Here is a 22,419-nt window from a genome sequence, read left to right as displayed (position 1 = left end):
GCCGCCTTCCGGCCCGACCCGTCGAGGTCCTGGCCCCCCGCCCCCACCCCGTACCGCACCTGGAGAAAGACCCGTATGAACCGCCCTGCCCCCGCCGACCTCCTCCTCACCCACGCCCGCGTGCACACCGTCGACCCCGCCCGGCCCGAGGCCGAGGCGTTCGCCGTCCGCGACGGCCGCATCGTCTGGATCGGCGATGCCGCGGACGCCGACGCCTGGACCGGACCCCGCACACGCGTGCTCGACGCGGGCGGGCGCCTCGTCCTGCCCGGTTTCGTCGACGCCCACAACCACGTGCGCCTCGGCTCCGACGACGCCTGCGTCCAACTCGCCGGAGCCCGCGACCTGGACGAGATCCACGCCCGCGTCCGCGCCTGGCGCGCCGCACACCCCGACGCCCCGTGGATCGAGGCCGAGGCGTTCGACTACTCCGCGATCCCCGGCGGCCGCATGCCCACCGCCGCCGACCTCGACCCCGTCACCGGCGACACCCCCGCCCTCGTCCTCAGCTACGACGTCCACACCGCCTGGCTCAACACCGCCGCCCTGCGCCGCCTCGGCATCCGCGCCGACCGCACCGAGCTGCCCTTCGGCACCGCCGTCACCGACCCCGCGACGGGCGAACCGACCGGATTCGTCCGAGACTTCGCCATCAAGGGCCTCTCCCGCGAAGGCCACCGGGCGCTGCGCGAACTCGGCGTGCCGTGGGCCTCGCCCGACCGCCAGTACGGGCGGCTCGCCAAGAGCCTCGACGCCGCGATCGGCTACGGCATCACCACCGTGGTCGAACCCCAGAACTCCCTCGACGACCTCGCCCTCTTCCGGCGCGCCCGCACGGAGGGCCGGCTCCGCTCGCGGATCGTCGCCGCGCTGTTCCACCCGCGCGGCACCAGCGACGCCGAGCTGGACGAATTCGCCGCGGCGGCCAAGGAGTTCGCGGACGACCGGCTGCGCGTCGGGCCGCTCAAGCTCTACATCGACGACGTCGTCGAGCCCCGCACGGCCGCCCTGCTCGAACCGTACGCGGGCTGCGGCCACCACCGCGGCGACACGTTCTACCCGCCCGAGGAGTTCGCCGCGCTCCTCACCCGCCTCGACGCGCGCGGGTTCCAGTGCTTCGTGCACGCCACCGGCGACCGTGGCATCCGCACCGTCCTCGACGCCGTCGAGGCGGCCCGGGCCGCCAACGGTCCGCGCGACGCCCGCCATCAGATCGTGCACGTCGAATGCCTCGACCCCGCCGACACCCCGCGGTTCGCCGAGCTCGGCGTCACCGCCTGCATGCAGCCCCGCCACGCCGCCCCCGACATCGCCGGCCCCGGCCAGGACTGGGCCGAGAACATCGGCCCCGAGCGCTGGCACAAGGCGTGGCCGCTGCGCAGCCTGCACCGCGCCGGGGCCCTGCTCGCCCTGTCCAGTGACTGGAACGTGGCCGAGATGGACCCCATGATCGGCATTCACGCCGCCGTGACCCGCCGCCCGCCCGGCGGCGGCGAGGCGTGGACCCCCGGGGAGACCCTCGACGTCGCCACCGCCGTCGAGGGCTACACCCTGGGCTCGGCCCGTGCCAACTTCCTCGAGAACGAGCGCGGTTCGCTGACCGTCGGCAAGCTCGCCGACTTCGTCGTCCTCTCCCGGGACATCCTGCGCGCCGACCCCGACGACATCCCGGGCACGGTCGCCGAGACCGTCGTCGTGGGAGGCGAGGTCGTCCACACGGCGTGACGGGCGGCTCGGGTCCGCGAGCGTCGGCCGCGCGGTCGCGCGGGGCCGACGGTCGGTGGCAGGACCGGATCCGGACGCATCCGGACGCATCCGGAGCGGATCCGGAGCGGATCCGGAGCGGATCCGGAGCGGACCTTGAGCGGATCCGGCGGCAGGACCGGTCGATGGACGGCCGGTCGGTGACAGGGCCCCGGCGCGACCGGACCCGTAGGGCGGGATGCGGTCACGCCGGGGCCGTTCCGGTCAGAGCCGTTCGAGGATCTTCTTCAGCTGGGCGATCTCGGCGGCCTGCGTCCGCACCACGTCATCGGCCACCTTCTTCGCGGCCGCGTCCTTGCCGTCCTTCTGCTCGGTCCTCGCCATCTCCACCGCGCCCTCGTGGTGCGCGATCATCAGCTCGGCGAACTTGCGGTCGAAGGTCCTGCCCTTGGAGGCGGCGAGGTCCGTCATGTCGGTGTCGGACACCATGCCGGCCATGCCGTGGCCGCCGTGGCCCATGGACTCGGGCTTGCCCCAGGTCTTCAGCCAGGACCGCATCTTCTGGATCTCGGGGTCCTGCGCCTTCTCGATCTCACCGACGAGCTTCTTGATCTCCGGGTCCTCGGCGCGGCCGTCGGCAAGCCTGGCCATCTGGAGGGCCTGCTCGTGGTGGGGGATCATCATCTGCGCGAAGGTCACGTCCGCGTCGTTGAACGCCCCGGCGGAAGCCGAGGCGGAAGCGGAGGCGGTGGCGGTGGCGGTGGCCGAGGGCTTGGCGCCGTGGTCCGTGCCGTTGGCGGAGTCGTCGGATCCGCAGGCGGAGAGCAGGAGCCCGGCGGTGGCGACGGCGCCGGCCACGGCGAGCTTGCGGGCGGCGGAGTTGTGGAAGGCACGCATGCGTGTACACCTCGTGTGCTGGGGTTCTGGAAAGGTCGAACGCGTCTGCGGGCAGCGCGAAGCGCCCGCGGTGGCGGGACGGCCTAGATCCGCAGAACGGACAGCCGGGCGAGGTCGGATGGCCGGGGTGGGGGAGCGTTCGGACCGAGCGCGGCCAGCAGCCGGGCCGACAGGTCGTCGATCCGCACGGTACGGCGGACGAGCGCGGCCCGGACGAGCGCGGCGATCAGCCAGACGCCGAGGACGGCCACGCACAGCGTGGTCATGTCCATTCCGGTGCCGCCGGAGTCATGGGACGAGGAGGGGTGCGGGGCCGGGCCCCGCGCGGCCGGGTCCAGCGGTGACGGCCCGTGCGGGGAGGCGGCGAGGGCGATGCCGGGTTCCGCGTCCGAGACCGGGACGACGGCTGGCTCGTACGAGGGGCGCCCGAGGCCGGCCGCGTCGTGCGCGTCCGCATGGTGCGCGCCCGTGGGGTGCCCGGCCGCATGGTGCGCGCCCGAACCGCCGGGGGCGGTGCCCCCGCCCGGTGAACCCTCCGGGTGTCCCGTCGAGTGCATCATGAAGACGCCCAGGGCGAGCACGACGACGAGCAGCAGGTGCGCGAGGGCACCTGCTGCTCGGGTACGTCCGTGTCGTTCGAGTCCCACGTGCACGGAACCGACCCTAGCGGATACCCCCGGGCGGTACCGACTTCGGGGTCGGTGTGTCACTCCACCGTGTCGCCGCTCATGGCAGCGGCGAGCCGCAGGTGCGGCGCCGCCTCCACGGGACGGCCCTGCCGCTCCAGGGTGCGGCCGAGCATGAGCCGGGCGTAGTGCTCGACGGGGTCGCGCTCCAGGACGGCGCGGAGCTCCTCCTCGGCGCGGACGAGCTGGGCGGAGTGATAGTACGCGCGGGCGAGCAGCAGGCGCTGGGCGGTCTGGTCCGGGTGCTCGGCGACCAGGCCGCGCAGGATGCGGGCGGCCGTCAGGTACTCCTTCGCCTCGAAGAACAGCTGCGCCCGGCCCCAGCGGTCGGCCGCCGTGCCGAACTCGTAGTACGTCTCCTCGCTCACCGTTCGCTCTTCTCTGTCGTCGGGACCGGTCGTCCGGTGTACCGATGCCGTCAACCCGACGAGATCGTTGAAAATTCCACCAACGTTGCGGACCGAAATTAATGGCGCGGGTCCGCCCCACAGGGCACCCCGACAGGAATAGGTTGAGCGGCATGAGCAATCTTGATCGGCAGGCCGCCCTCCAGGTCTGCGGTGGCCGGGGCTTCGTCGTCGCCGAACCGGTACGAGAACTCCTCAGTCCGCGCCATGTCCAGCTCGGCGAATCGACCGAGGTCCGCCGGCTGCTCCCCAACCTCGGCCGCCGCATGGTCGGCGCCTGGGCCTTCGTCGACCACTACGGCCCCGACGACATCGCCGACGAACCCGGCATGCAGGTCCCGCCCCACCCGCACATGGGCCTGCAGACCGTCAGCTGGCTGCACGAGGGCGAGGTGCTCCACCGCGACTCGACCGGCAGTCTGCAGACCATCCGCCCGCGCGAACTGGGGCTGATGACGTCCGGCCGGGCGATCTCCCACTCCGAGGAGAGCCCCCGGCCCCACGCCCGCTATCTGCACGGCGCCCAACTGTGGGTGGCGCTGCCCGACGCCCACCGCCACGTCGAACCGCACTTCCAGCACCACGCCGAGCTCCCGCAGGTCACGGCACCGGGCCTGACCGCGACGGTCATCCTCGGCGCGCTCGACGGGGCGGTGTCACCCGGCACCGCCTACACCCCGATCACCGGCGCCGACCTCGCCCTGGCCGCCGGCACCGAGACCCGCCTCCCGCTCGACCCCGACTTCGAGTACGCGGTCCTCTCCATGTCCGGCGAGGCCCACGTCGACGACGTCCCCGTGCTCCCCGGCTCCATGCTCTACCTCGGCTGCGGCCGCACCGAACTCCCCCTGCGCGCCGCCTCCGACGCGGGCCTGATGCTCCTGGGCGGCGAACCGTTCGAGGAGGAGATCGTGATGTGGTGGAACTTCGTCGGCCGCACGGACGAGGAGATCCGCAAGGCGAGGGAGGACTGGATGACGTCCGACCGCTTCGGCGAGGTGAAGGGCTACGACGGCGGACGCCTGGACGCTCCGGAGGTCCCTGCGACGCAGCTGAAGGCGCGGGGCAGGGTGCGCTGACCGGTGGTTTCCCTGTCGCGCGGACGTGGGGCTGAGAGATGAGCGACCCCTGCCTGTCGCTGGCGCGGCGACTGTGGGAGGGGGGCACGTCGCAGCCCTCCCGCAGTCGCACGGTTGGCAGGTGCGTTTTCACCGTGTGCTCGTCTGCGGACAGGTCTGGTCAGCTGAATGCGGACCTTTTGCTGACTTGACTGACTCCGCTGCAGCCCAGGGCGCGCAGCAAGGGGCTCGCACAGGGTCTACGTCTCCCACGACGTCTCATCGGCCCGCGAACCGGACTGGTACACGGCGGGCGAGTCGTGCCATTCGATGTCGTCGATCAGTCGCGGGGAGCGCCGCGAGAGACCGTCGAGGAGGGTGAAGAGCCGGGGGACTGCCGTCAACCGGTGTTGGCTGGGGCCGGTCGAAGCCGAATTGGTAGGCGTCACGTGCCGTGCCCGAGAAGGTGGCCTTCCCCTCCTGTGCGCACAGGGCTTCTTCGCAGAGTTGTTCGTCGCCCCCGATCACCTCATGGGCCGGCCAGCGCCCACAGGGACGTGATCGGCCACCTTCCCCAGCCAGAACGACGAGGGGCCCGCGCCGCTCAACCCCATTGAGCCGTACCGGGGGCCAGCTGCACACCGATTTTTTAAGCGTGTTCAAATGGGTGGTGGGGTGGCAATCCCGCTGCCTGGTCCGGGGGGAGAAGTGTGGACACACGGGTCGACATGAAGACGGCACGAGGGATGGGGAGGAGCGGCTTCGTCGCCGTGCTGGTCGCACTGATGACGGTTCTCGTGTCGGGGTGTACAGGTCTGGGCCCGGTCCATGTCGACCCGGGCGACCTGCCCGGGGTGTACCGGAATGACGACACGGGTGCGGAGATCCGCTTGGACGCGGGCGGTCGATTCTCCGCCGTCGGCTTCTCCCAGGACGATGTGGAGATCGATGGGGGTACGGCCACCCTCGACGACTTCGGCGGCACCTGGGATCCCACCCCCTCGAACTTCGTGTATCTGCAACCCGAACCTGACGGGATGAGCGACATCCAGCTCTGGACGGTGAGTTCGAAGAAGGTGTACCTGCAGCCGGACGTGGACGGACCGATCACCGTGATACTGGTCAAGGTCAAGGAGTCCTGACTCCCGGAGGACGGCTGGCGGCGGGGGGCGGACAGCACGGGCCCCAGGCCGGGCTCGGCTGCGAGTGAACACCGCCCTGACCTCCGAAAGAGCTCATCTTGCGACGAAGGACACGGCTTACGACTGCCGTGACTGATGCAACGCTCCACCGGAGAGGGCCTGGTGATCTGAGTCGGAGATTCGTCGGCAGTAGGCGGCGACTTTGTCGAGGATCTCGTCGGCTGGTTTGGTGCGACGAAGGGGCTGGGGTGTTCGTTCCACTCGGCGAGCCAGGCTGGGACGTGGTCCACGCGTACGAGTGGAAGAACGATGGCTTGGCGGAGGCAGTTGTCAGCGGTTCCCCATGAACTGGATCGTGAGATCAAGAAAGTCATCAGGGTTGCCGTTCTTGGGAGCCTCGACCAGCGCCAGTCTTCCCTCCCTGATTCGAGGCAGAACCGGGTGCCTGCCTCCAGGCCTTCGAGCTGAATCCGCCGATGAACCGAGTGACCGACTCCGCGGATGAGTTCGAGGCAGGGGGTGGTGCGGATGAGCGCAGGTGGCCCACGAACGTCCCGAGCGTCGTCGCCGACGAGCGCCTGCGGGACTACGGACGGGTTGATCAGCCCATAATTGGAGACAGTGCCGAGCGACCCGGCGCACCGCACCCGCCCCGGGTGCACTCACCGCGATCGGAGAGCACCGTGGAGAACAGGGCGTTGTGGCGTGTAGTTGACAACGAGAATGGTAGCCAGTCCATCGTCAGTACGCCCTCCGAGGCGGTCGCGTTCGTCAATAGCCGGTTCGACACCGATGACGACGACGAGCCGTTCAGCATCACCGAGGTCGGTCCTCTCCTTCCGAAACCGCTCGGGGTCATCACCGCATGGGCCGCCGAGAAGGACGGCGAGCGAACCGATGGGCGTACTGCCCCGATCACCATCAGGCCGGTTGTGACGGACAACGCCGGCGAGTGCGATGACGTCGTGCTCTGGGGCGACGTGTACGTTTCCTGGGACCACGACATGTACACCGTCGAGGGGTCGGAAGGCTCCGAGTACAGCGAGGCGCACAGCGCAGCCGAGTTGAGCGCGATCCTCGACGAGTACGCCGGCGACTACGAGTACGCGCCTGAAGGGCCCGACAGTCACCGGTGGCCGAAACCGGAAGAGTTGATCACCTACGGCGCCCAGGAGTGTGCCAAGCGGTTCGGGCACCTCGACGACGACGCCCTGTTGTGGCTCGCTGCCACCCGCATCACGCTCGCCGTGTGGCGCAACACACCCGTCGAGAACTGGCATGCCGGGAAGAGTCCGCTGCACGACGGCACGATGATGCGGATCAACACGGCAACCACCCGACTCGTGCGCTCGATGCTGTCGTTCGACCATGTCGACTGGATCGGTCTCGGTCTCGCGATCGTCAACCCGTCCCGGGTTCTACCGACCGGGCAGTCCGTGCTCGAGCTCGGGCTGGCCTGCCACAACCCTGACGACCCGGCGCACGAGGTTGATCCGCGCGATGAACTCGCGGAGATGGCGCAGGCCGCGATCTCATGGGGGCGAAGGTACTGCCTTCACGAGAAGGAGTTCGGCCTGCGAACCCTGATCGAATCCTTCTGTGCGTCCGACAACGGCTGGTTCGGAGCACCGAGTTGGGGGCGCATCGTCGATCGGTTCCTTACGGCTGTCGACGACCGGGAGAATGCGCACTGGCACATGTGCCGGGACGAGCCTTGGTTCGACGAGTGGTTCGCCAACCGGCCGGCCGACCTTGCGGACACCACGGAATTTCGTCGGCTGCTCCTTGCCGGGCCCGACCTGCTTTCCGAGGAGGCCGCCGAATGGTGCGTGGATGGTGCCATCGGCCACGTCTGCCAGGACGACCACGCGAACGACTGCTGGCGGTGCGGTATCCCGCTGGCAACGGAGTCCCCGAACGAGTGAACGTGGGCAGCCTCCTCCGCGAGCGCTACCTTCGTGGGGATGCCCGGACCCGGCCCAGGTTGTCGTCGCGATCGCGGAAGAGGGGGTGGCGTCTCCCTCCCGCGATCGCGTCGTCGGGGAGTGCGCTTCCAGAGTGTGCTCGCGCTCTTGCCCGGTACCGTCGCCGTGAGACGCCAGTTCTGCGGGAGTACTAAGTGATCACCCGGACGCGTAGAGGGGCGCGGAAGGACAGCAGGCCGAGGATCGGCGGTCGCTCGTCCGCCGGGGCGATCTGGGCGTGGGGCAGGCGACGGGCCGCGACGCGGAGGGCGACGGCGGCTTCCGTCCGGGCCAACGACGCGCCCGGGCAGCGGTGTCGGCCCACGCCGAAGGACAGGTGGTGGCGGGCGTTGGCGCGGTGCGGGCACATCTGGTCCGGGGCGTCGAACACCTCCGGGTCCGATCCGCTGCCCATGAGCATCAGCAGCAGCTGGGCCCCGGCGGGGACGTCCACGCCGCCGAGCGTCACGGGCTCGGCGGTCACCCGGCGCCACGTGGTCACCGGTGGTTCGCGGCGCAGTACCTCCTCCACCCACGCCTCGCTCAGGCCCTGCTCGTCGGCCGCGCGCGACCACATGCCGGGCTCGGCCAGGGCCCGGTGCAGCGTGGTGGAGATGAGCTGCCCGGTGGTGGACTGGCCGGCAATGAAGACGAAGAAGCACGCGCCGACCGCGGTCCCGACGTCCACCGGCCGGCCGTCGGGCAGGCGGTGCCGGGTCAGCGCCTCGACGAAGCTGCCGGGCCGCGCCGGGGCGGCGCTCACGGTCGCGGTGAGCCACTGGTGGAACTCGCCGACGAGCGCTGCCAGTTCCAGCTGCCGCTCGGGTGTGGGCCTGCCCCAGAACAGCTCCAGTGAGGCGTCGCTCCAGCGGATCAGTGTGGCGGGGTCGACACCGTCGATGCCGAGGAGCTCCATCAGCACCCGGCAGGGCAGGATCTGGGCGTAGGTCTCGAACAGGTCGCAGGATCCGGTCGAGTCGAGGCGCCGCTGCGCGGCGTCGAGGAGTTCGTCGGCGACGCGCTCGATGACGGGGACGGCCGCGGCGACACGCTGGGCGTTGAAGAACCGGGTGACCACGCGCCGCAGACCGTGGTGACTGTCCGTGCCGTTGTTGGCGAGCGCGGGCGGCAGCCTGAAGCCGGCCCGGGCCAGTACCCGCAGCACGCTGACGGGCAGCGGGGTGACGGCGTCCTGCGCGTTGTCGGGGTGGAACACCGCCGGGTCCAGCAGGACGCGCCGGATGTCGTCGTACCGGCTGACCAGCCACAGTCCGGTGCCCGGGTCCTGGTGCACGGGGGCGTCGGCCCGCAACGCGTCCAGCCAGGGGTAGGGGTCACGGACGAAACCGTCCCCGAACAGGTCGAGCCGGGACAACGCGGCAGGTGAGGGCAGGTCGAGGTCCTGGGGAGTCACGGCCGGACGCTAACACGCACGGGGTTCGGCGTTCCGAGGGTGTGCCAGGAGTCACGGCTGGATCTCCGGCGAGGCCGTCCCGGACCGGCAGCGGAGGCGGCGTCTGCGCGAGTCATGGCAGGAGATGCCAGAGGCGCCCAGCTCCGTTCGCGTCGACGGCACATCGACCGTTCACCGGACTGGACCTCCGCCGCCGTCGGTCCGCACGGTGGTCAGAAAGCAGGTCCTGCGTTCCTGCCGGAAGATGTCCCCGTCGGTGGGCACGGCGGCGTCGGTGTGCAACGGTCGGTCCCCTCCGTACGAGCTGCTCGGGCACGAGACTCGGACTCAAGAACGGCGCCGGGCAGGCCGCATCGACCGGGGATCTCGTGGAGCCGCCTGTGCGGGTGGAGGGTCTTCAGGCGGTGGTGCGGTTGCCTTGGCGGGCGGCAAGCGCAGCTTCGGCGGTGGGGTAGGCGGGCAGGAAGGTGTCCATCCCCGTAAGGCTGAGCAGGCGGCTCAGCCGGTCGGGGATGGCCGACAGGGTCAGGGTGCCGTCGGCCTCCTTGGCGCAGCGCCAGATGCCGACGAGGGCTCCCAGCCCGGAGGAGTCGCAGAAGGTGACGCCCGCCAGGTCGGCGACCAGGTGGGGGTGGCCGTCCGCGATCAGGTCCAGGGCGCGGGCACGCACGGCGGGCGCGGCGTTGATGTCGAATTCGCCGGACAGCGCGATCACGGCCAGGGTGCCGTCGGTGTGCGGGACGTCGATGTGGAATGCGTCGGTCATGGGCGTCGGTTCTCCTGCCCGACGGAGGCGTCGGCGGGTGCGGTCGGGGCGGCGGCGCTGTGGGCGGTGGTGGTGGTGCCGATGGGAGCGGCATCCGCGGTGGGGACGGACAGGGCCAGCAGCGCCACGTCGTCGCGTTCGGTGTCGGGGAGGGTCTCCAGGAGCGCGACGGTGTCGTCGATCAGGGTGCCGGCACCGACCGGCCCGGTTCGTTTGGCCAGGAAGTCCGCCAGACCGCTGTCGGCGAGCATCTGTCCGTCGGCGGTACGGGCCTCGGTCAGCCCGTCGGTGTAGAGCAGCAGTCCTTCGCCGGGGGCCAGGTGCAGGACGCGTGAGGCGAAGACCGCTTCGGCGAACGCGCCGACCAGCATGCCGCCCTTGGCGCGGACCGCCTCGACCCGCACACCGCCGTCCTCGGTGGGGCTGAGGTGGTAGGCGGGCGGGTGGCCGCCGGTGGCCAGCGTCACCGTGAAACCGCCGTCCCGAGCCGGATCGAGCAGGCCGAAGACAGCGGTGCAGAAGCGGGTGCCGACCGATGCGTCCAGCAGCAGCGCCGTGTTCAAGGCCTGCAGCGCGGCCATCGGGTCGGCGTCGACGAGGGCCGCGGCCCGCAGCGTGTAGCGGGTGAGCGAGGTGACCGAGGCGGCTTCGGCGCCCTTGCCGCACACGTCGCCCAGGAAGAACGCCCACTGGCCCTCGCCGACGGGGAAGACGTCGTAGAAGTCGCCGCCCACTTCCTGCGGGGAGGCCGTCTTGTAGTGACAGGCCAGCTCGAGCCCGGGTACGGCGGGCAGAGCGGGAGGCACCAGGGTGCGCTGCAGCGTGGAGGCGAACGCGGTGATGGCCGCCTTGTCCCGCTCCGCACGCCGGCGGGCTTCCTCCTCCGCCTGACGCTTCTCCTCTTCGACCTTGCGGCGCTCCTGTTCGGCGCGTACGGCGTTCAGCGCGGACAGCCGCAGCTCGAGCTGGTCACGTACCACCGCGGCCAGGTCCGCGAGCGTGGCCGAATCCGCCTCGCTGATCTCACGGGGACGGGTGTCCAGGACGTTGACCGTGCCCAGGCGGTACCCGTCGGCGGTGATGATCGGAGCGGCGGCGTAGAACCGCACCCCCATCGGGCCGGCGACCAGCGGGTTGGAGCAGGCGACCGGATCGAGCAAGGTGTCGGGAATGACGGTGGTGTCATCGGTCAGGACGGCCGAGGCGCACAGGCCCGGGTCGCGGCCGATCTCGGTGACCCCTTCCAGCCCGTGCGTGGCCTTGAACCAGATCCGGTCCTCGTCCACGATCGTGACGGTCGCCACCGGAACCTCGAACAACCGTGCGGCCAGTGCTGCGACGCGGTCGTAGGCGCCGTCCGGCGGGGTGTCCAGAATGTCGTAACGGCGCACTGCCGCCATCCGTGCCGCCTCGACCGATGCGGCACGAGGTCGGCTCGGCGCTATCGCAGACGGGCTTGCTTGCTCCGGCATGGTCCTCGTCTCGCTCGTCCCCCCAGGAAGGCACCGACCGGACAGCCAGCACACCAGGACTCTACCGAACGCCTCCCATGTCACCGGATCCGATGACGCTGGGCGCCTCTCCCGCACGAACAGCCCGGTCGAGGTCATCACCGCGTGTCGGAAGCCTCCGGCTCAGATCGGTGGCCGCGCTGATCCCGGGGATTCCCGTACCGATGATCACTGCGTCGAACGCCCCGACGGCGTCCATGCCTGAGCCGTCATGACGTTTCCTTGCCGCCCGGGTGGGGTGCGACCTCTGCCGAGCCGCACCCCACTGCCGACCACCGCATGAGCGCAAGGCCGCGGCCGGCCGGTGCGTCGTGCACCGTACGTGGCGGCAGCGGGTGCTCCGTGTCGCTCTCACCGTTCGTTCCGAGGTGAGGAGGCGGTCAGGCGCCGGCCGCCACGACCGTCAGCCAGGCGTGCCAGTCGCTCTCGTAGTCCAGCGTGTCCAGGAACGTGCGCGCGGCGGTCCAGTTCCCGGTGCGGTAATGGCCGAGGACGGTCGCGACGTCGGCCGGGTGCCGCTCGACCATGTACCGGGTGGCGAGGTAGCCCCAGTTGTAGGTGCGGTTGACGTCGCTGTTGGCGTAGGTGGTGTCGAACAGGGTGCGCAGCGCGTACGTGTGCTTGCCGGCCTCGACCAGCGCGCTGGTGTAGGGGACGCCGCGGTACGAGTAGGAGACGTACTCGGCGATGCCCTCGCCCCACCAGACGGTGGGGGTCGTCTGGCTGTCGGCGAAGTCGCCGTAGAGGTCGAAGCGGCCGTCGAGGTAGTGGGTGTACTCGTGGTTGAGGTTCCAGATCTGCCAGCCGGGGCTCACGTCGGTGCGCTCGTAGCATATGAATCGGGGCTGGTTGCCGGCCCGGGCCGGGTCCCCTTCCAGGTACATGCCGCCGTTGTTGGTGTCGATGCCGTAGATCCGCCCGGCGTACGCCTTGTAGTCCGCGCTCGAGTTGAAGACGTCGACCTCGAGCTTGGTGTTGTAGTCGTCGGCGACGGGGCCCGAGTCCTTGACCACGCCGTGGAAGTAGGCGTCCTGGTTGGCGAGGCTCGCGCAGGTGGCGGCCAGTTGGGCGGCGGTCATCTCCTGGGCGCGGATCCGCAGTGCCGGGCTGCAGTCGTGGACGATGGGCAGGATTCTGGCCTCGAGTCTGCCGCCGCCGGACGCGGTCGGGGTGGGCGTGTTCCTGCTCGTGCCGTGGGCCGGACGCTGCCCCGCGTCGGCGAAGACGTGGTCGGGCCCGGGCTCGGCCCGGCCGGCTGTCGGCGCCGTCTCGGTGACGGCCCGGGGGGTGTGGGCGTCCGCGGCGGCCGGAGCCTGGTGGGCGGCGACAGGGGTGGCGGCTGCGATCAGCACGGCGGTGGCGATGGCCAAGGTGCGCAAAGTCGGCTCCTGGGAGGCGAGTTGGGGAGACCGTCGACGACGGATGCGCTGTAAAATGGCACATGTCACATGCCTTAGCAAGGGTGTTCGCAGCGCCGCCGTGGTAACCCAGAGCGCCGATGGCTCCTGGAAGGGGCGTCGCTCGGCGGGCCACTGTCTTCGTCAGCTGGAAACGGGCGTGCGTCGAGTCGGTGGGCCGGGGCAGCATGGCGGGGTGGCTGATCTGCTGTGGGATGACGTGAAGTGCCTCTTCGACCCGGACCCGATGGGGGCGCTGCCGGACGTACGTGTCCCGGATGCCTCGGTGGAGGACTGGCAGGCCGTCCTCGATCTGGTCGCGGGGAAGGGCTGGAAGCGTCAGTACCCCGAGGGAGAGACGCTGCTTCCCGTGCCCCGGGCGGAGGTCGTGCTGTCCCGCCTGCCGGATGCCGAGTGTCCGGAGCTGAGGGTCTGGCCGACTGCCGATGTATCGGCGATCTTCCGCTTCCATGCTGCCGATGAAGTCGACTTCGATGCCGACCTGCGGGAGTTGCAGGGCCAGGAGCGACTGGATGTGTTCTGCGACTTCCTCCGGGAAATCGGCCGACGGCTGGGCAGGCCCGTGCTGATGGACCCCGAAGGCGACGGTGGCCATCCGGTGATCGGCTTCGACGTCGAGGCCGATCGAGTCGTTGTCCTCGCAGACCTCCAGGTCAGGTGACCGCGCGCGAACGGCTGCCGTTCAAGGAAGGTTCCGCCGCGGGTGGGGTGGTGTTCGCCCTCGCCGACGTCAAGGCCGGGGAGGACGTCGCCGGGGAGGACGTCGGTGTCGCCGGTGTCGATCACGTGCAGGCCCCTCCGTCACGCTTTCGTCCGGCCCTGCCTCGGCACCGAGCTGCCGCACCTACGTGACGGAGAGCTCTTCCGGGTCGGGTGAAGCCGGTGCGGAAGCCCCTCGTCAGCGGTCCGTCGATGCGCCCGGACCCGGTGACACCATCCCTTGGATCAGGAACAACAAGGGGGGGAGTCGTGCCGGACCCGGAGGCCGGACCGCATTGCGGAGCCACGAAGAAGGCAGCGGGGGCGCGGGGTCCCGTCGGCGCCTGCGTGGACGCGTCGGGCCCGTGTTGCGGCGAAGGCGCGCGGGGTCACAGCATCTCGAAGTCCTCGAAGTCGAAGCCGGGAGCGACGACGCAGGACACCAGGGCCGGCTCGTCACCGGCCGGCTCCGCCGTCTGCCAGGTGCCGGCAGGCACCAGCAACTGCGGCTGCTCCCCGTACTCGACACGCGGTCCCAGGACGGAAGCGCCCCCGGCGCTGGGTGCGTCCCCGTCCCCGCCGAGCCGCATCGTCAGCGGTCCGCCCCGGTGCCACAGCCACAGCTCGTCGGAGCGCACCCGATGCCAGCGTGAGACCTCACCCGGGTGGAGGAGGAAGTAGATCCCGGTGGCGAACGGACGCGTCCCCCCGTACCCGTCCGGCACCGCTTCCGCCTCGGTGCACCAGGTGCGGCGAAACCAGCCCCCCTCGACGTGGGGTTCGAGCCCGAGGAGTGCGACCAGTTCAGAAATCTCGCCCATGACGCCACATCCTGACGCACGACGAGTCGCGACGTGCCCGGAACGACCCCGAACGACCGGTCGCATCTGGCCGGCCGGTCGAGTTGCCGCCCGTGCACGGCCGCCCGCCCCCCGCCCGCGCGCGCCGGTTCCGCTCAGGGCCACAGCAGCTCGTGATGCCAGGGAGCGCCGGCGGCGTCCCTGCGGTAGACCACGCGGTGATGGACCCGGTCGGTGCTGGCCTCCCAGAACTCGATCTCGGTGGGGGCGAGGGCGTACAGCGTCCAGCTGGGCGGGCACGGCACCTCATCGGGGTGGAGCTCGCCGAGCCGCTCGAACTCGTCGAGCGCGGCCCGGCGGGAGGGCAGCGGCCCGGGGCGGTGCAGATGGGCCGACAGCCGGGACTCCCGCCCGCGTTCGGCGAAGTCGCCCTCGGAGGCGGCCCGGCCCTGGTCGACGGCGACCCCGACCAGCCGGACCTGACGCCCGGCCGCCGGCCAGTGGAAGTGGGCGGCGACCCGCGGGCAGGCGGCGATCTCCAGGCCCTTGCGGCTGTCGGCGGGCGTCGCGAAGTAGAGCGCGTCCTCGTCGATGTCCTTCACGAGCAGCACGCGGCTGGACGGGACTCCGTCGGCCGAGACCGTGCAGATGCTCATGGCGTGCGGCTCCGCCTGACCGGCGGCCTCGGCCGAAAGAATCCATTCCCCGACGCGCGGTACGGGATTCTCCGGAAGGTTCGTGTCGGTGAACGCCGTCGCGGCGACGTTCGCGAATACCGGAATCGACCTCAGCCTGTCGCGCATCGTCTCGTTCACTTTCCCGAACCTACGCCTCCCAAGCGTCCGCACCAAGAACACGTCCACGTTCAGGGCCACCAGCGGGGCATTCCACCACGCGGGGCGGCTCGCCGTCCGCAACGCCCTGTTCCGCGCGTACGGCCCTCCGGCCCCTTGCCTGAGGGAGGTTCGCGGGCCACGAGGCTTCGGCCGCCGCCATGGCGCCGTGCGACGGACGCGGCGCCCGCGGGAACGAAAACGTGTCGACAGCGCCCCTCGGCACCCGGCACAGTGGCCGTTCGTGACGAGCAGTGAGCTGTGGACCCGCGCGACCGCCGACCGCTACGACGCCGAGGAGGCCGAAGCGTTCTCGGCTGCCGTTCTCGGGCCGGCCCTCACCTTCCTCGCCGACCTCGCCGGAGAGGGCCGGGCGCTGGAGTTCGCGATCGGGACAGGACGGGTGGGCGTCCCGCTCCGGGAGCGAGGCGTGCCGGTGGTGGGCATCGAACTGTCCGAGGCCATGGCCGCTGTGCTGCGGCGCAAGGTCGACGAGGACACGCTCCCCGTCGTCATCGGGGACATGGCCACCACCGTCGTCCCCGGTGAGTTCGCGTTGGTCTATCTCGTCTACAACACCATCACGAACCTGCTGACTCAGGACGAGCAGGTCGAGTGCTTCCGCAACGCCGCACGGCATCTTGCGCCCGGTGGTCGATTCGTCATCGAGCTGGGCGTGCCGCCGCTCCGGTTTCTGCCGCCCGGCCAGGTCGCCGTGCCGTTCGACGTCTCCGAACGGCACAGCGGCTTCGACACCTTCGACCTGGCCGAGCAGATCCTCGTCTCCCACCACTTCACCCGCGACGGCGACGACGGCCGCTACCGCCGGGAGAAATCCCGGCACCGGTACGCCTGGCCGGCGGAGCTCGATCTGATGGCACGGATCGCCGGACTGGAACTGGAACGGCGCGTCGCTGACTGGGACGGGTCCTCGTTCACCCAGGACTCCACGAAGCACGTCTCCGTGTGGCGCAAGCCCGCCTGAGGCCACCGGCCCCCGCGCCGGCCGGGGCGGCGGGCCGCGGGCGCGGCGGTGACCCCGGAGGGGGACGGCAGCGTCGCCGCGCTGGGGAACGCCACCCTCCACTCGTGACGCCGTCGGCCGCGTCCTCGCCGTCGTCGGGCGGGGTGCTGTGAGAGGCGCCGGTGCCTTCGCGTCCGGACCGGGAGGGTGCCGTGCCGTGGGCGCGAGTAGTGCCGGGCGGGTGAAGGCGGCCGTGGTCACGGCTGTGTGAGCCGTCGGCGACGCCGGCGGGCGGCCAGGATGAGCCGGGCAGCAGTCCCGACGCAGACCCCGCCCACGGCCCCGGAAGGACTCACTCCATGACGACGCCGAAGGCCCGCCGCCCCCCGGGCCCCTCCGAAGAGCCGGTGGAGGCAGCGGAGGCCGACCGGCTGCGGGACCTCCTGCGCACGCCCGCGTACCGCAAGGTCCTGGTGTTCAGCGCCCTCATCGGCATCCCGATCTCCCTCGCCGCCTTCTGGTTCCTCGTCGCCCTGCACGAGCTGGAGCACGTGCTGTGGGCCGACCTGCCGAAGGCGTGGGGCTGGGACACGCCGCCGGCCTGGTGGCCGCTGCCGCTGCTCGCCGTCGCCGGGATCGTCGTGGGGACGGTGGTGACCCGTCTGCCCGGCGCGGGCGGTCACGTTCCCGCGTACGGCCTGCAGACGGGCGGGCCCGCGGCGGCCGCCCTGCCCGGTGTGATCATCGCCGCGGCCGCGAGCCTGCCGCTCGGTGCCGTCCTCGGCCCGGAGGCGCCCCTGATCGCACTCGGCGGCGGTCTGGCCCTGCTCTTCCGGGACCTCGTCCGCGCACCGGCCACACCACAGAGCACCGCGCTGCTGGGTGCGGCAGGCGCGGCCGCCGCCGTCGCCGCCATCTTCGGAAACCCGCTCATCGCCGCGGTCCTGCTGATCGAGGTGGCGGGCGTGGGCGGGCCGCGCCTGTTCGCCGTCATGCTCCCCGCGCTGCTGTCGAGCGGTGTCGGTGGAGTCGTGTTCACCGGCTTCGGACGGTGGACCGGCCTCCAGACGGGCAGTCTGTCCGTGCACTTCCCCCTGTCGCCCTCACGTCTGGACACGGGCGACGTGGTGTGGTCGATCCTGCTGGCGACCGGCATCGGCGCGCTCGTCCACCTCGTGATCCTCGGCGGTCGTCTGACCGCCTCGTTCGTGGCGGCGGCACCGCTGCCCCGGACGGTGGCGTGCGCGGTCACGGCCGGAGGCTGCGCCGCCCTCTACGCGGTCGTCACGGGCCGCAGCCCGGGGGAGGTCGCCTTGTCCGGGCAGGCCGCCCTGGCCCAGCTGACCGCCGATCCGCAGTCCTGGGGCGTGGGCGCGCTGCTGGCCGTCCTGCTGTTCAAGGCCACCGCGTACGCCCTGTGCCTGGGAAGTCTCCGCGGCGGCCTGGTGTTCCCCGCGCTCTTCTTGGGCGCGGCGGCCGGCGTGCTGCTCGCGCCGCTGCCGGGACTCGGAGTGGTCCCCGGCGCTGCCGCCGGCATGGCCGCCGCGTGCGCGGCCTCGCTGCGGCTTCCGGTCAGCAGCGTGGCCCTGGTGGTCCTGGTGCTCGGGAACTTCGAGACCGTCCCCGTGGTCATCCTGGCGGCCGTGACGGCCTTCGTCACGGCCGAGCTGCTTCCGCAGGGGCCGTCGGCCGCGCCGGACGCCGCCCGGGAGAGGAGACGGCGGACGGCGGCACCGTGAGGGCCCCGCGAACCGTTCCCCCGCACGCAGGTTCGGGCACGGCGGGATCCGGGCAGGTACCGTTCGGAGAGTGCTCCATCGGCTGAGTCAACTACACGTATCACGGCGGGAGTTGAACGGTCTCACGGAGGGGAGGGGGCCCATGGAGGCGATCACGGCCGAGCTCCTCGCGGAGCCGGCCGGCGACGCGGCGGGCGCGGCGGGGCAGCGGGCGGGGATGTCGCTGCGCGGCCTCGTACGGCGCCGTACCGCACCGGCGACGCCGCGGTGCTCCGGCTGCCGCGAAAGGTGCTCCGACGTGACATCACCGATGCGCCCTCAGGTGCCCGCGCGTCCGAGGCGGGGCCTCCCGCCGCTTTCCCGCGGGCCGCGGCAGAGGACCGGCTGAGCGGCCATGTCGGAGCGGTCACGGGGCGACGTGCACAACGTGTTCTCGGGCCAGGCCACGTACGTGATTCAGGGCCGGGACTTCAGCGGCGTACACCTGCATCTGCCGTCCCCGCAGACACCGCAGGACCGTGCTGCCGGAGAGCTGGCGCGCGTGGTGCTCGCCCAGTGGCGGGACGAGGCGGGGGTCCTCGGCCTGGCCGGCAGCGCCAGGCTCGCGGTCGGCTGGCGGGCTGACTGGACGGTCGCCGATCACCGTGAGCACGTCGGGGCGGACGTCGCCGGCAGCACCGCGGGACTCACCGAACTCGCCGCCGCCTTCCAGGCCCTGCCCGCCCGCCGTCTGGTGATCATCGGCGGTCCCGGCACCGGCAAGACGTCCCTGGCGATCCTCCTCGCGTTGCAGCTGCTCACCCTGCACGACGTGACGAAGCCCGTCCCCGTACCGCTCCTGGCCTCCTCCTGGGACGCGACCAAGGAACACTTCGACGTCTGGCTCGCGCGCCGCGTCCACGAGGAATACGTCGGCCTGAGCAGGGACCTCGACCGGGCCCGGATCCGCGCACTCGTGCGCGACCGGCGGGTGCTCCCGGTCCTCGACGGCCTGGACGAACTGCCCCGCCCGCTGCGGTCCGCGGCCCTGGCCGCCCTCAACAAGGCAGGCACCGACAGCACACCGCTCATCCTCACCTCCCGCACGACCGAGTACACCGAACTCGTCGAAGAGGAAGAGGTGTTGCAGGCGGCGGCCGTGATCAAGGCGCAACCGGTGGCAGGGGCCGCGGCGGCCGCGTACCTGCGCGGCTCCTCGCACCCCCGGCACGCCCAGCGCTGGCAGGGGCTCCTGGACCACCTCACCCGCCACCCCGAAGCCGTGCCGGCCAGAGCGCTCTCGTCCCCCCTCATGCTGTGGCTGGCCCGCACCGTGTACGCCCGCGCGGACTCCGACCCCACGGAGCTCACCGACGCCTCCCTCTTCCCCGACGTCGCCGCCGTGGAACGGCACCTGCTCGACTCCATCGTTCCGGCGGCCTTTCCCTCCGGGCCGCCCTCGCCCCACCAGCCCCGTCCCGTACGCCGCTGGGGGCACGCGCAGGCACAGCGTGCCCTCGGTTTCCTGGCCGCCCATCTCACCGCGGTGAAGACCCGAGAGTTCGCCTGGTGGGAACTGCACCGGGCGAAGGCACCGACCTTCCTCAAGGCCCCGGCGCTGGTGGCCGGCTACGTCCTGTTGATGGCGGGTTCCTCGTGGTTCAACGGCTGGATCGCCGGAGGCGATGTGTTCCTCGCCTTCCAGATAGCCGCCGGAGCCACGGCCGCCACGATGCTCGGCATCATGGGAGGCATAATCCTGCTGCTCTCGCAGCTGTGGAAGGGACCTCTTCCCCGTCGGCTCGCCCTGTTCGGCAGGCACCGCACCCGTATCCCGGCTCTGTTCTGGCTCCTTCTGTGCCTCGCACCCATCGTCCTGCTCCTCCAGCAGGACGAACCGCTCATGGCGCTGGGCTTCGTCGTTCCGCCGCTGCTCATGATGGTGGTCGGCGCGCCCGCCGACACCGCACAGGCCGTCGGGCCACGGGCCCTGCTGCGCGGCGAGCGGGCCAGCACCCTGCTCATGGTGTTCGGCGTCGCACCGGTGATCGGAGCCATCGGCACCCTGACCGTCGTCCAGGTCCCCGACCGGATCGTGCTGCTCGGCAGCTGGATCTCCGGAACGGCGGGGGCGGCCGCGGTGATCATGGCACTGAGCCCCTGGACGCAGTGGCTGCTCGCCAAGGTGACCCTCGCGGGCCTGGGAAGGCTGCCGTGGTCGACCATGGCGTTCCTCGAGGACGCGCGCAGGGTGGGGCTGCTGCGACAGGTCGGCGGCGTCTACCAGTTCCGGCACGCCCAGATCCAGGCGGGCTTCGCGGCCCGCGGGCGCGGCGGCCGCCCGGAACCCCGACGGCGGTCCACCATCCGCGCGCCCTGGCCGGTCCGCCCGCTCCCCGCGGCGAGCAGCACCCCGCGGTCCGTCCGCATCCCCGGCTACGTCGGCCTGCGGGTCACCAGAGGAAAGCCGGCCTTGTACGTGGGCATGTGGACGCTCGCGCTGGTGTGGAGCGGCATCATCACCTACGAGGACGGCTGGCAGGATCCCGGTGCCGTGCAGACCGTGGGGTTCTTCGTGGCCCTTCCCCTCGCCGTCGACCTGCTGGTCGCGCCCCTCACCTGGCGGCGCGCCGAGTTGCGCCTGGACGAGGACGGGATCGCGTACGCGTGGGGCAGGCGGACGGTCCGTTTCGAGTGGCGGGACATCGCGGAGGTCGCGCCGCGCCTGTTCCAACCACCGCTCGGGAAGAACGACGACGCCACCGTCATGCTCCACCTGCGGTTCACCGCCGAGGCCGCTCCGGGACCGCGGATCCGTGTCAACAGCGACGGCTGGGTGGCTCTGTGGCCGCTCGACTGCCCTACCGGAGTCCCGGACGAGGCGACGGTCCCACCCGAACTGGAGGACGCGCTCGCACGCTTCGCGGGTCAACGGTGGCGGCCCCCGCGACAGCCTCCGATCGGGAGATGACGGGCCGCCGGGGAAGCCGCTCGACCGGCCGGGCGCTCCCCGGGGCGCGCGGTGCCCATTGGGTCAGGGGCCGGCCTCGACCGGGGCGGTGATGCGCGCGCACCGTCTGGACGGATCGAGCATCGACTCCGGGCGGCGGGCCGCGTACAGCCGGTACGACAGCGGCTGACCGGCCTGCGGGGAGTCGATCGTGGTGACCGACTCCACGACGAGGCCGTGGTCGACGAGGAGGCCCTCCCACAGCCGCGGTTCGAGGACCCACATGGGCATCCGGTGCTCGGTGTCCGTGCCGGGCAGCCTCAGAATCTCGGGGCGCGCGGTGACGGAGTCGGACGGCCCGTCGCCGTGGGAGTTGGTGTGCAGTGCGCTGAACACCAGCCGCCCGCCGGGCGTGAGCCCGGCGGCCAGGGCGGGCAGCAGCCGGTGCGGGTCCAGGAAGGGGATGCCGCTGACCGAGTACACGAGGTCGTAGGGGGCGGCTTCTCGCAGGTGGTCGACGGCGTCGGCACACACCAGGCGCAGCCCGGGGGTGTCGGGGTAGCGGGCGAGGGCGCGCTGGTACTGGGTGGGGGAGGCGTCGACGGCCGTGACGTCGGCGCCGAGGGCGGCGAGACGCGCGGCGTGCCGGCCGACTCCGGCTCCCAGGTCCAGGACGCGCAGACCGGCGACCTCGCCGAGCACGTCGATGCCGGGTCCGACCTGCGGGATGTCCCAGGTCCAGTCGTCCAGCTCGGGCAGGTCGAAGGTCCGGCCGAGCTGGTGACGGCCGTAGAGGGACCAGATCTCGGCGATGTGCTTCTCGATGTCCGGCACGGGTTCGTGTCCTTCCGGTCGCGGGCGGGGTGCGGGACTCAGGGCCGCAGGGCGTAGCAGCGCAGGACGTCGAGGTCGGCGGTGCGCACGACGGACCAGCCGGTCGCGAGCAGTTCGGCGTCCGCCGGAGAGATGCCGAGCTCGCGGCGGGCGGGGTCGGTGGTCGTGCGGCGGCCGGCGAGCCCGGTGACGACCCAGAAGGTACCGCCGGGTGCGAGGAGCCGGCGGACGCGGTCGAGAAAGCCGGGCTTGTCGTCCATCCACCGGTAGACCAGGCGGCAGGTGACGAGGGCGTAGGCCGCGTCAGGGAGGGCGCTGAGGTCATCGGTGGTGATGTCCGCGCACCGCCACGCCGGCCCCGGCCCGGTGTCCTGGGCCGCGGCGAGCGCGAGTGCGCTGGGGGAGCAGTCGACGCCGGTCGTGCGGTAGCCGAGCTCGTGGTGGAGGTGGCGGGCGAGGCTGCCGTCGCCGCTGCCGACGTCGAGGGCGGGGCGGCCTCCACCGGGGCCGAGGTGTTCGGCCATCAGCCGCTTCTCGGCCTCGCACAGCCGCCGGTAGCGGCGGCCGGCGGCCCAGAGCGGTTCCCAGTAGGCGGGGCCGGCGGTGGACGTGGTGAGGGGCATGGGGCTCCTTCTCGTGCGGGCGTTGCGGCCG

General features: G+C 71.7%; 20 protein-coding genes. 8 read left to right on the top strand and 12 right to left on the bottom strand.

Annotated elements, in window-relative coordinates; genetic code table 11:
- The first annotated feature begins 75 nt into the window (after window positions 1-75).
- Window positions 76-1,725 (top strand): amidohydrolase, encoded by a 1,650-nt coding sequence (locus tag ABD954_RS02660; protein WP_345484089.1) that lies wholly within the window; start codon window positions 76-78, stop codon window positions 1,723-1,725.
- 243 nt (window positions 1,726-1,968) lie between these two features.
- On the opposite strand, the gene ABD954_RS02655 is transcribed toward ABD954_RS02660, so the two are convergent.
- The 3 genes from ABD954_RS02655 to ABD954_RS02645 all read right to left on the bottom strand — a co-directional run bounded on the left by ABD954_RS02655 (window position 1,969) and on the right by ABD954_RS02645 (window position 3,655).
- Window positions 1,969-2,601, bottom strand: a complete 633-nt coding sequence (locus tag ABD954_RS02655; RefSeq protein WP_345484088.1) for a DUF305 domain-containing protein — start codon at window positions 2,599-2,601, stop codon at window positions 1,969-1,971.
- A gap of 83 nt (window positions 2,602-2,684) precedes the next feature.
- Window positions 2,685-3,248 carry a hypothetical protein gene (locus tag ABD954_RS02650; RefSeq protein WP_345484087.1) on the bottom strand — a complete coding sequence of 188 codons (564 nt, stop codon included), beginning with the start codon at window positions 3,246-3,248 and terminating at the stop codon, window positions 2,685-2,687.
- 59 nt (window positions 3,249-3,307) lie between these two features.
- On the bottom strand, window positions 3,308-3,655 hold the full coding sequence (locus ABD954_RS02645) for a tetratricopeptide repeat protein (protein WP_345484086.1): 348 nt from the start codon (window positions 3,653-3,655) through the stop codon (window positions 3,308-3,310).
- Between the two features lie 152 nt (window positions 3,656-3,807).
- Between ABD954_RS02645 and ABD954_RS02640 the strand changes: the two genes are divergently transcribed.
- Window positions 3,808-4,773, top strand: coding sequence for a pirin family protein (locus ABD954_RS02640; protein WP_345484085.1), 966 nt, complete (start codon window positions 3,808-3,810; stop codon window positions 4,771-4,773).
- 239 nt (window positions 4,774-5,012) lie between these two features.
- On the opposite strand, the gene ABD954_RS02635 is transcribed toward ABD954_RS02640, so the two are convergent.
- Window positions 5,013-5,156, bottom strand: a complete 144-nt coding sequence (locus ABD954_RS02635; RefSeq protein ID WP_345484084.1) for a hypothetical protein — start codon at window positions 5,154-5,156, stop codon at window positions 5,013-5,015.
- Between the two features lie 324 nt (window positions 5,157-5,480).
- Between ABD954_RS02635 and ABD954_RS02630 the strand changes: the two genes are divergently transcribed.
- Both ABD954_RS02630 and ABD954_RS02625 read left to right on the top strand, forming a co-directional pair.
- Entirely contained in the window at window positions 5,481-5,894 is a 414-nt protein-coding gene (locus ABD954_RS02630) for a hypothetical protein (protein ID WP_345484083.1), read from the top strand.
- A gap of 683 nt (window positions 5,895-6,577) precedes the next feature.
- Window positions 6,578-7,819: a hypothetical protein gene (locus ABD954_RS02625; protein WP_345484082.1), complete on the top strand. Its 1,242-nt coding sequence runs from the start codon at window positions 6,578-6,580 to the stop codon at window positions 7,817-7,819.
- Window positions 7,820-8,009: 190 nt separating this feature from the next.
- Here the strand turns inward: ABD954_RS02625 and ABD954_RS02620 are convergent, their stop codons facing one another.
- From ABD954_RS02620 to ABD954_RS02605, 4 genes are all read right to left on the bottom strand, one after another.
- Window positions 8,010-9,272: a cytochrome P450 gene (locus ABD954_RS02620; protein WP_345484081.1), complete on the bottom strand. Its 1,263-nt coding sequence runs from the start codon at window positions 9,270-9,272 to the stop codon at window positions 8,010-8,012.
- A 397-nt stretch (window positions 9,273-9,669) separates the two neighbouring features.
- Complete coding sequence (locus ABD954_RS02615; protein WP_345484080.1) at window positions 9,670-10,038, bottom strand: STAS domain-containing protein; 369 nt, start codon at window positions 10,036-10,038, stop codon at window positions 9,670-9,672.
- Window positions 10,035-11,438 (bottom strand): PP2C family protein-serine/threonine phosphatase, encoded by a 1,404-nt coding sequence (locus ABD954_RS02610; RefSeq protein WP_345484079.1) that lies wholly within the window; start codon window positions 11,436-11,438, stop codon window positions 10,035-10,037. Before ABD954_RS02610 ends, ABD954_RS02615 begins: the two co-directional genes overlap by 4 nt.
- A 491-nt stretch (window positions 11,439-11,929) precedes the next feature.
- Window positions 11,930-12,928 carry a collagenase gene (locus tag ABD954_RS02605; RefSeq protein ID WP_345484078.1) on the bottom strand — a complete coding sequence of 333 codons (999 nt, stop codon included), beginning with the start codon at window positions 12,926-12,928 and terminating at the stop codon, window positions 11,930-11,932.
- A gap of 214 nt (window positions 12,929-13,142) precedes the next feature.
- Here ABD954_RS02605 and ABD954_RS02600 point away from each other — a divergent pair, with 214 nt between their 5' ends.
- Window positions 13,143-13,628, top strand: a complete 486-nt coding sequence (locus tag ABD954_RS02600; protein ID WP_345484077.1) for a hypothetical protein — start codon at window positions 13,143-13,145, stop codon at window positions 13,626-13,628.
- 427 nt (window positions 13,629-14,055) lie between these two features.
- Here ABD954_RS02600 and ABD954_RS02595 read toward each other — a convergent pair whose 3' ends face one another.
- Complete coding sequence (locus ABD954_RS02595) at window positions 14,056-14,487, bottom strand: cupin domain-containing protein (RefSeq protein WP_345484076.1); 432 nt, start codon at window positions 14,485-14,487, stop codon at window positions 14,056-14,058.
- Between the two features lie 134 nt (window positions 14,488-14,621).
- Window positions 14,622-15,269: a pyridoxine/pyridoxamine 5'-phosphate oxidase gene (locus tag ABD954_RS02590; RefSeq protein ID WP_345491928.1), complete on the bottom strand. Its 648-nt coding sequence runs from the start codon at window positions 15,267-15,269 to the stop codon at window positions 14,622-14,624.
- A gap of 274 nt (window positions 15,270-15,543) precedes the next feature.
- On the opposite strand from ABD954_RS02590, the gene ABD954_RS02585 reads away from it, so the two are divergent.
- From ABD954_RS02585 to ABD954_RS02575, 3 genes are all read left to right on the top strand, one after another.
- Window positions 15,544-16,284, top strand: a complete 741-nt coding sequence (locus ABD954_RS02585; RefSeq protein ID WP_345484075.1) for a class I SAM-dependent DNA methyltransferase — start codon at window positions 15,544-15,546, stop codon at window positions 16,282-16,284.
- A 338-nt stretch (window positions 16,285-16,622) separates the two neighbouring features.
- Window positions 16,623-18,002, top strand: coding sequence for a chloride channel protein (locus tag ABD954_RS02580; RefSeq protein ID WP_345484074.1), 1,380 nt, complete (start codon window positions 16,623-16,625; stop codon window positions 18,000-18,002).
- A 394-nt stretch (window positions 18,003-18,396) separates the two neighbouring features.
- Window positions 18,397-20,952, top strand: a complete 2,556-nt coding sequence (locus tag ABD954_RS02575; protein ID WP_345484073.1) for an NACHT domain-containing protein — start codon at window positions 18,397-18,399, stop codon at window positions 20,950-20,952.
- Window positions 20,953-21,015: 63 nt separating this feature from the next.
- On the opposite strand, the gene ABD954_RS02570 is transcribed toward ABD954_RS02575, so the two are convergent.
- Window positions 21,016-21,765, bottom strand: a complete 750-nt coding sequence (locus tag ABD954_RS02570) for a class I SAM-dependent methyltransferase (protein WP_345484072.1) — start codon at window positions 21,763-21,765, stop codon at window positions 21,016-21,018.
- A 38-nt stretch (window positions 21,766-21,803) separates the two neighbouring features.
- On the bottom strand, window positions 21,804-22,388 hold the full coding sequence (locus ABD954_RS02565; RefSeq protein ID WP_345484071.1) for a class I SAM-dependent methyltransferase: 585 nt from the start codon (window positions 22,386-22,388) through the stop codon (window positions 21,804-21,806).
- Window positions 22,389-22,419 lie beyond the last annotated feature (31 nt).

Origin of the sequence: Streptomyces roseoviridis (assembly GCF_039535235.1) — a bacterium.
Classification (GTDB): domain Bacteria; phylum Actinomycetota; class Actinomycetes; order Streptomycetales; family Streptomycetaceae; genus Streptomyces; species Streptomyces roseoviridis.
Note: the sequence above shows the minus strand (reverse complement) of the source record. Positions and strands in the feature narration are given on the sequence as shown.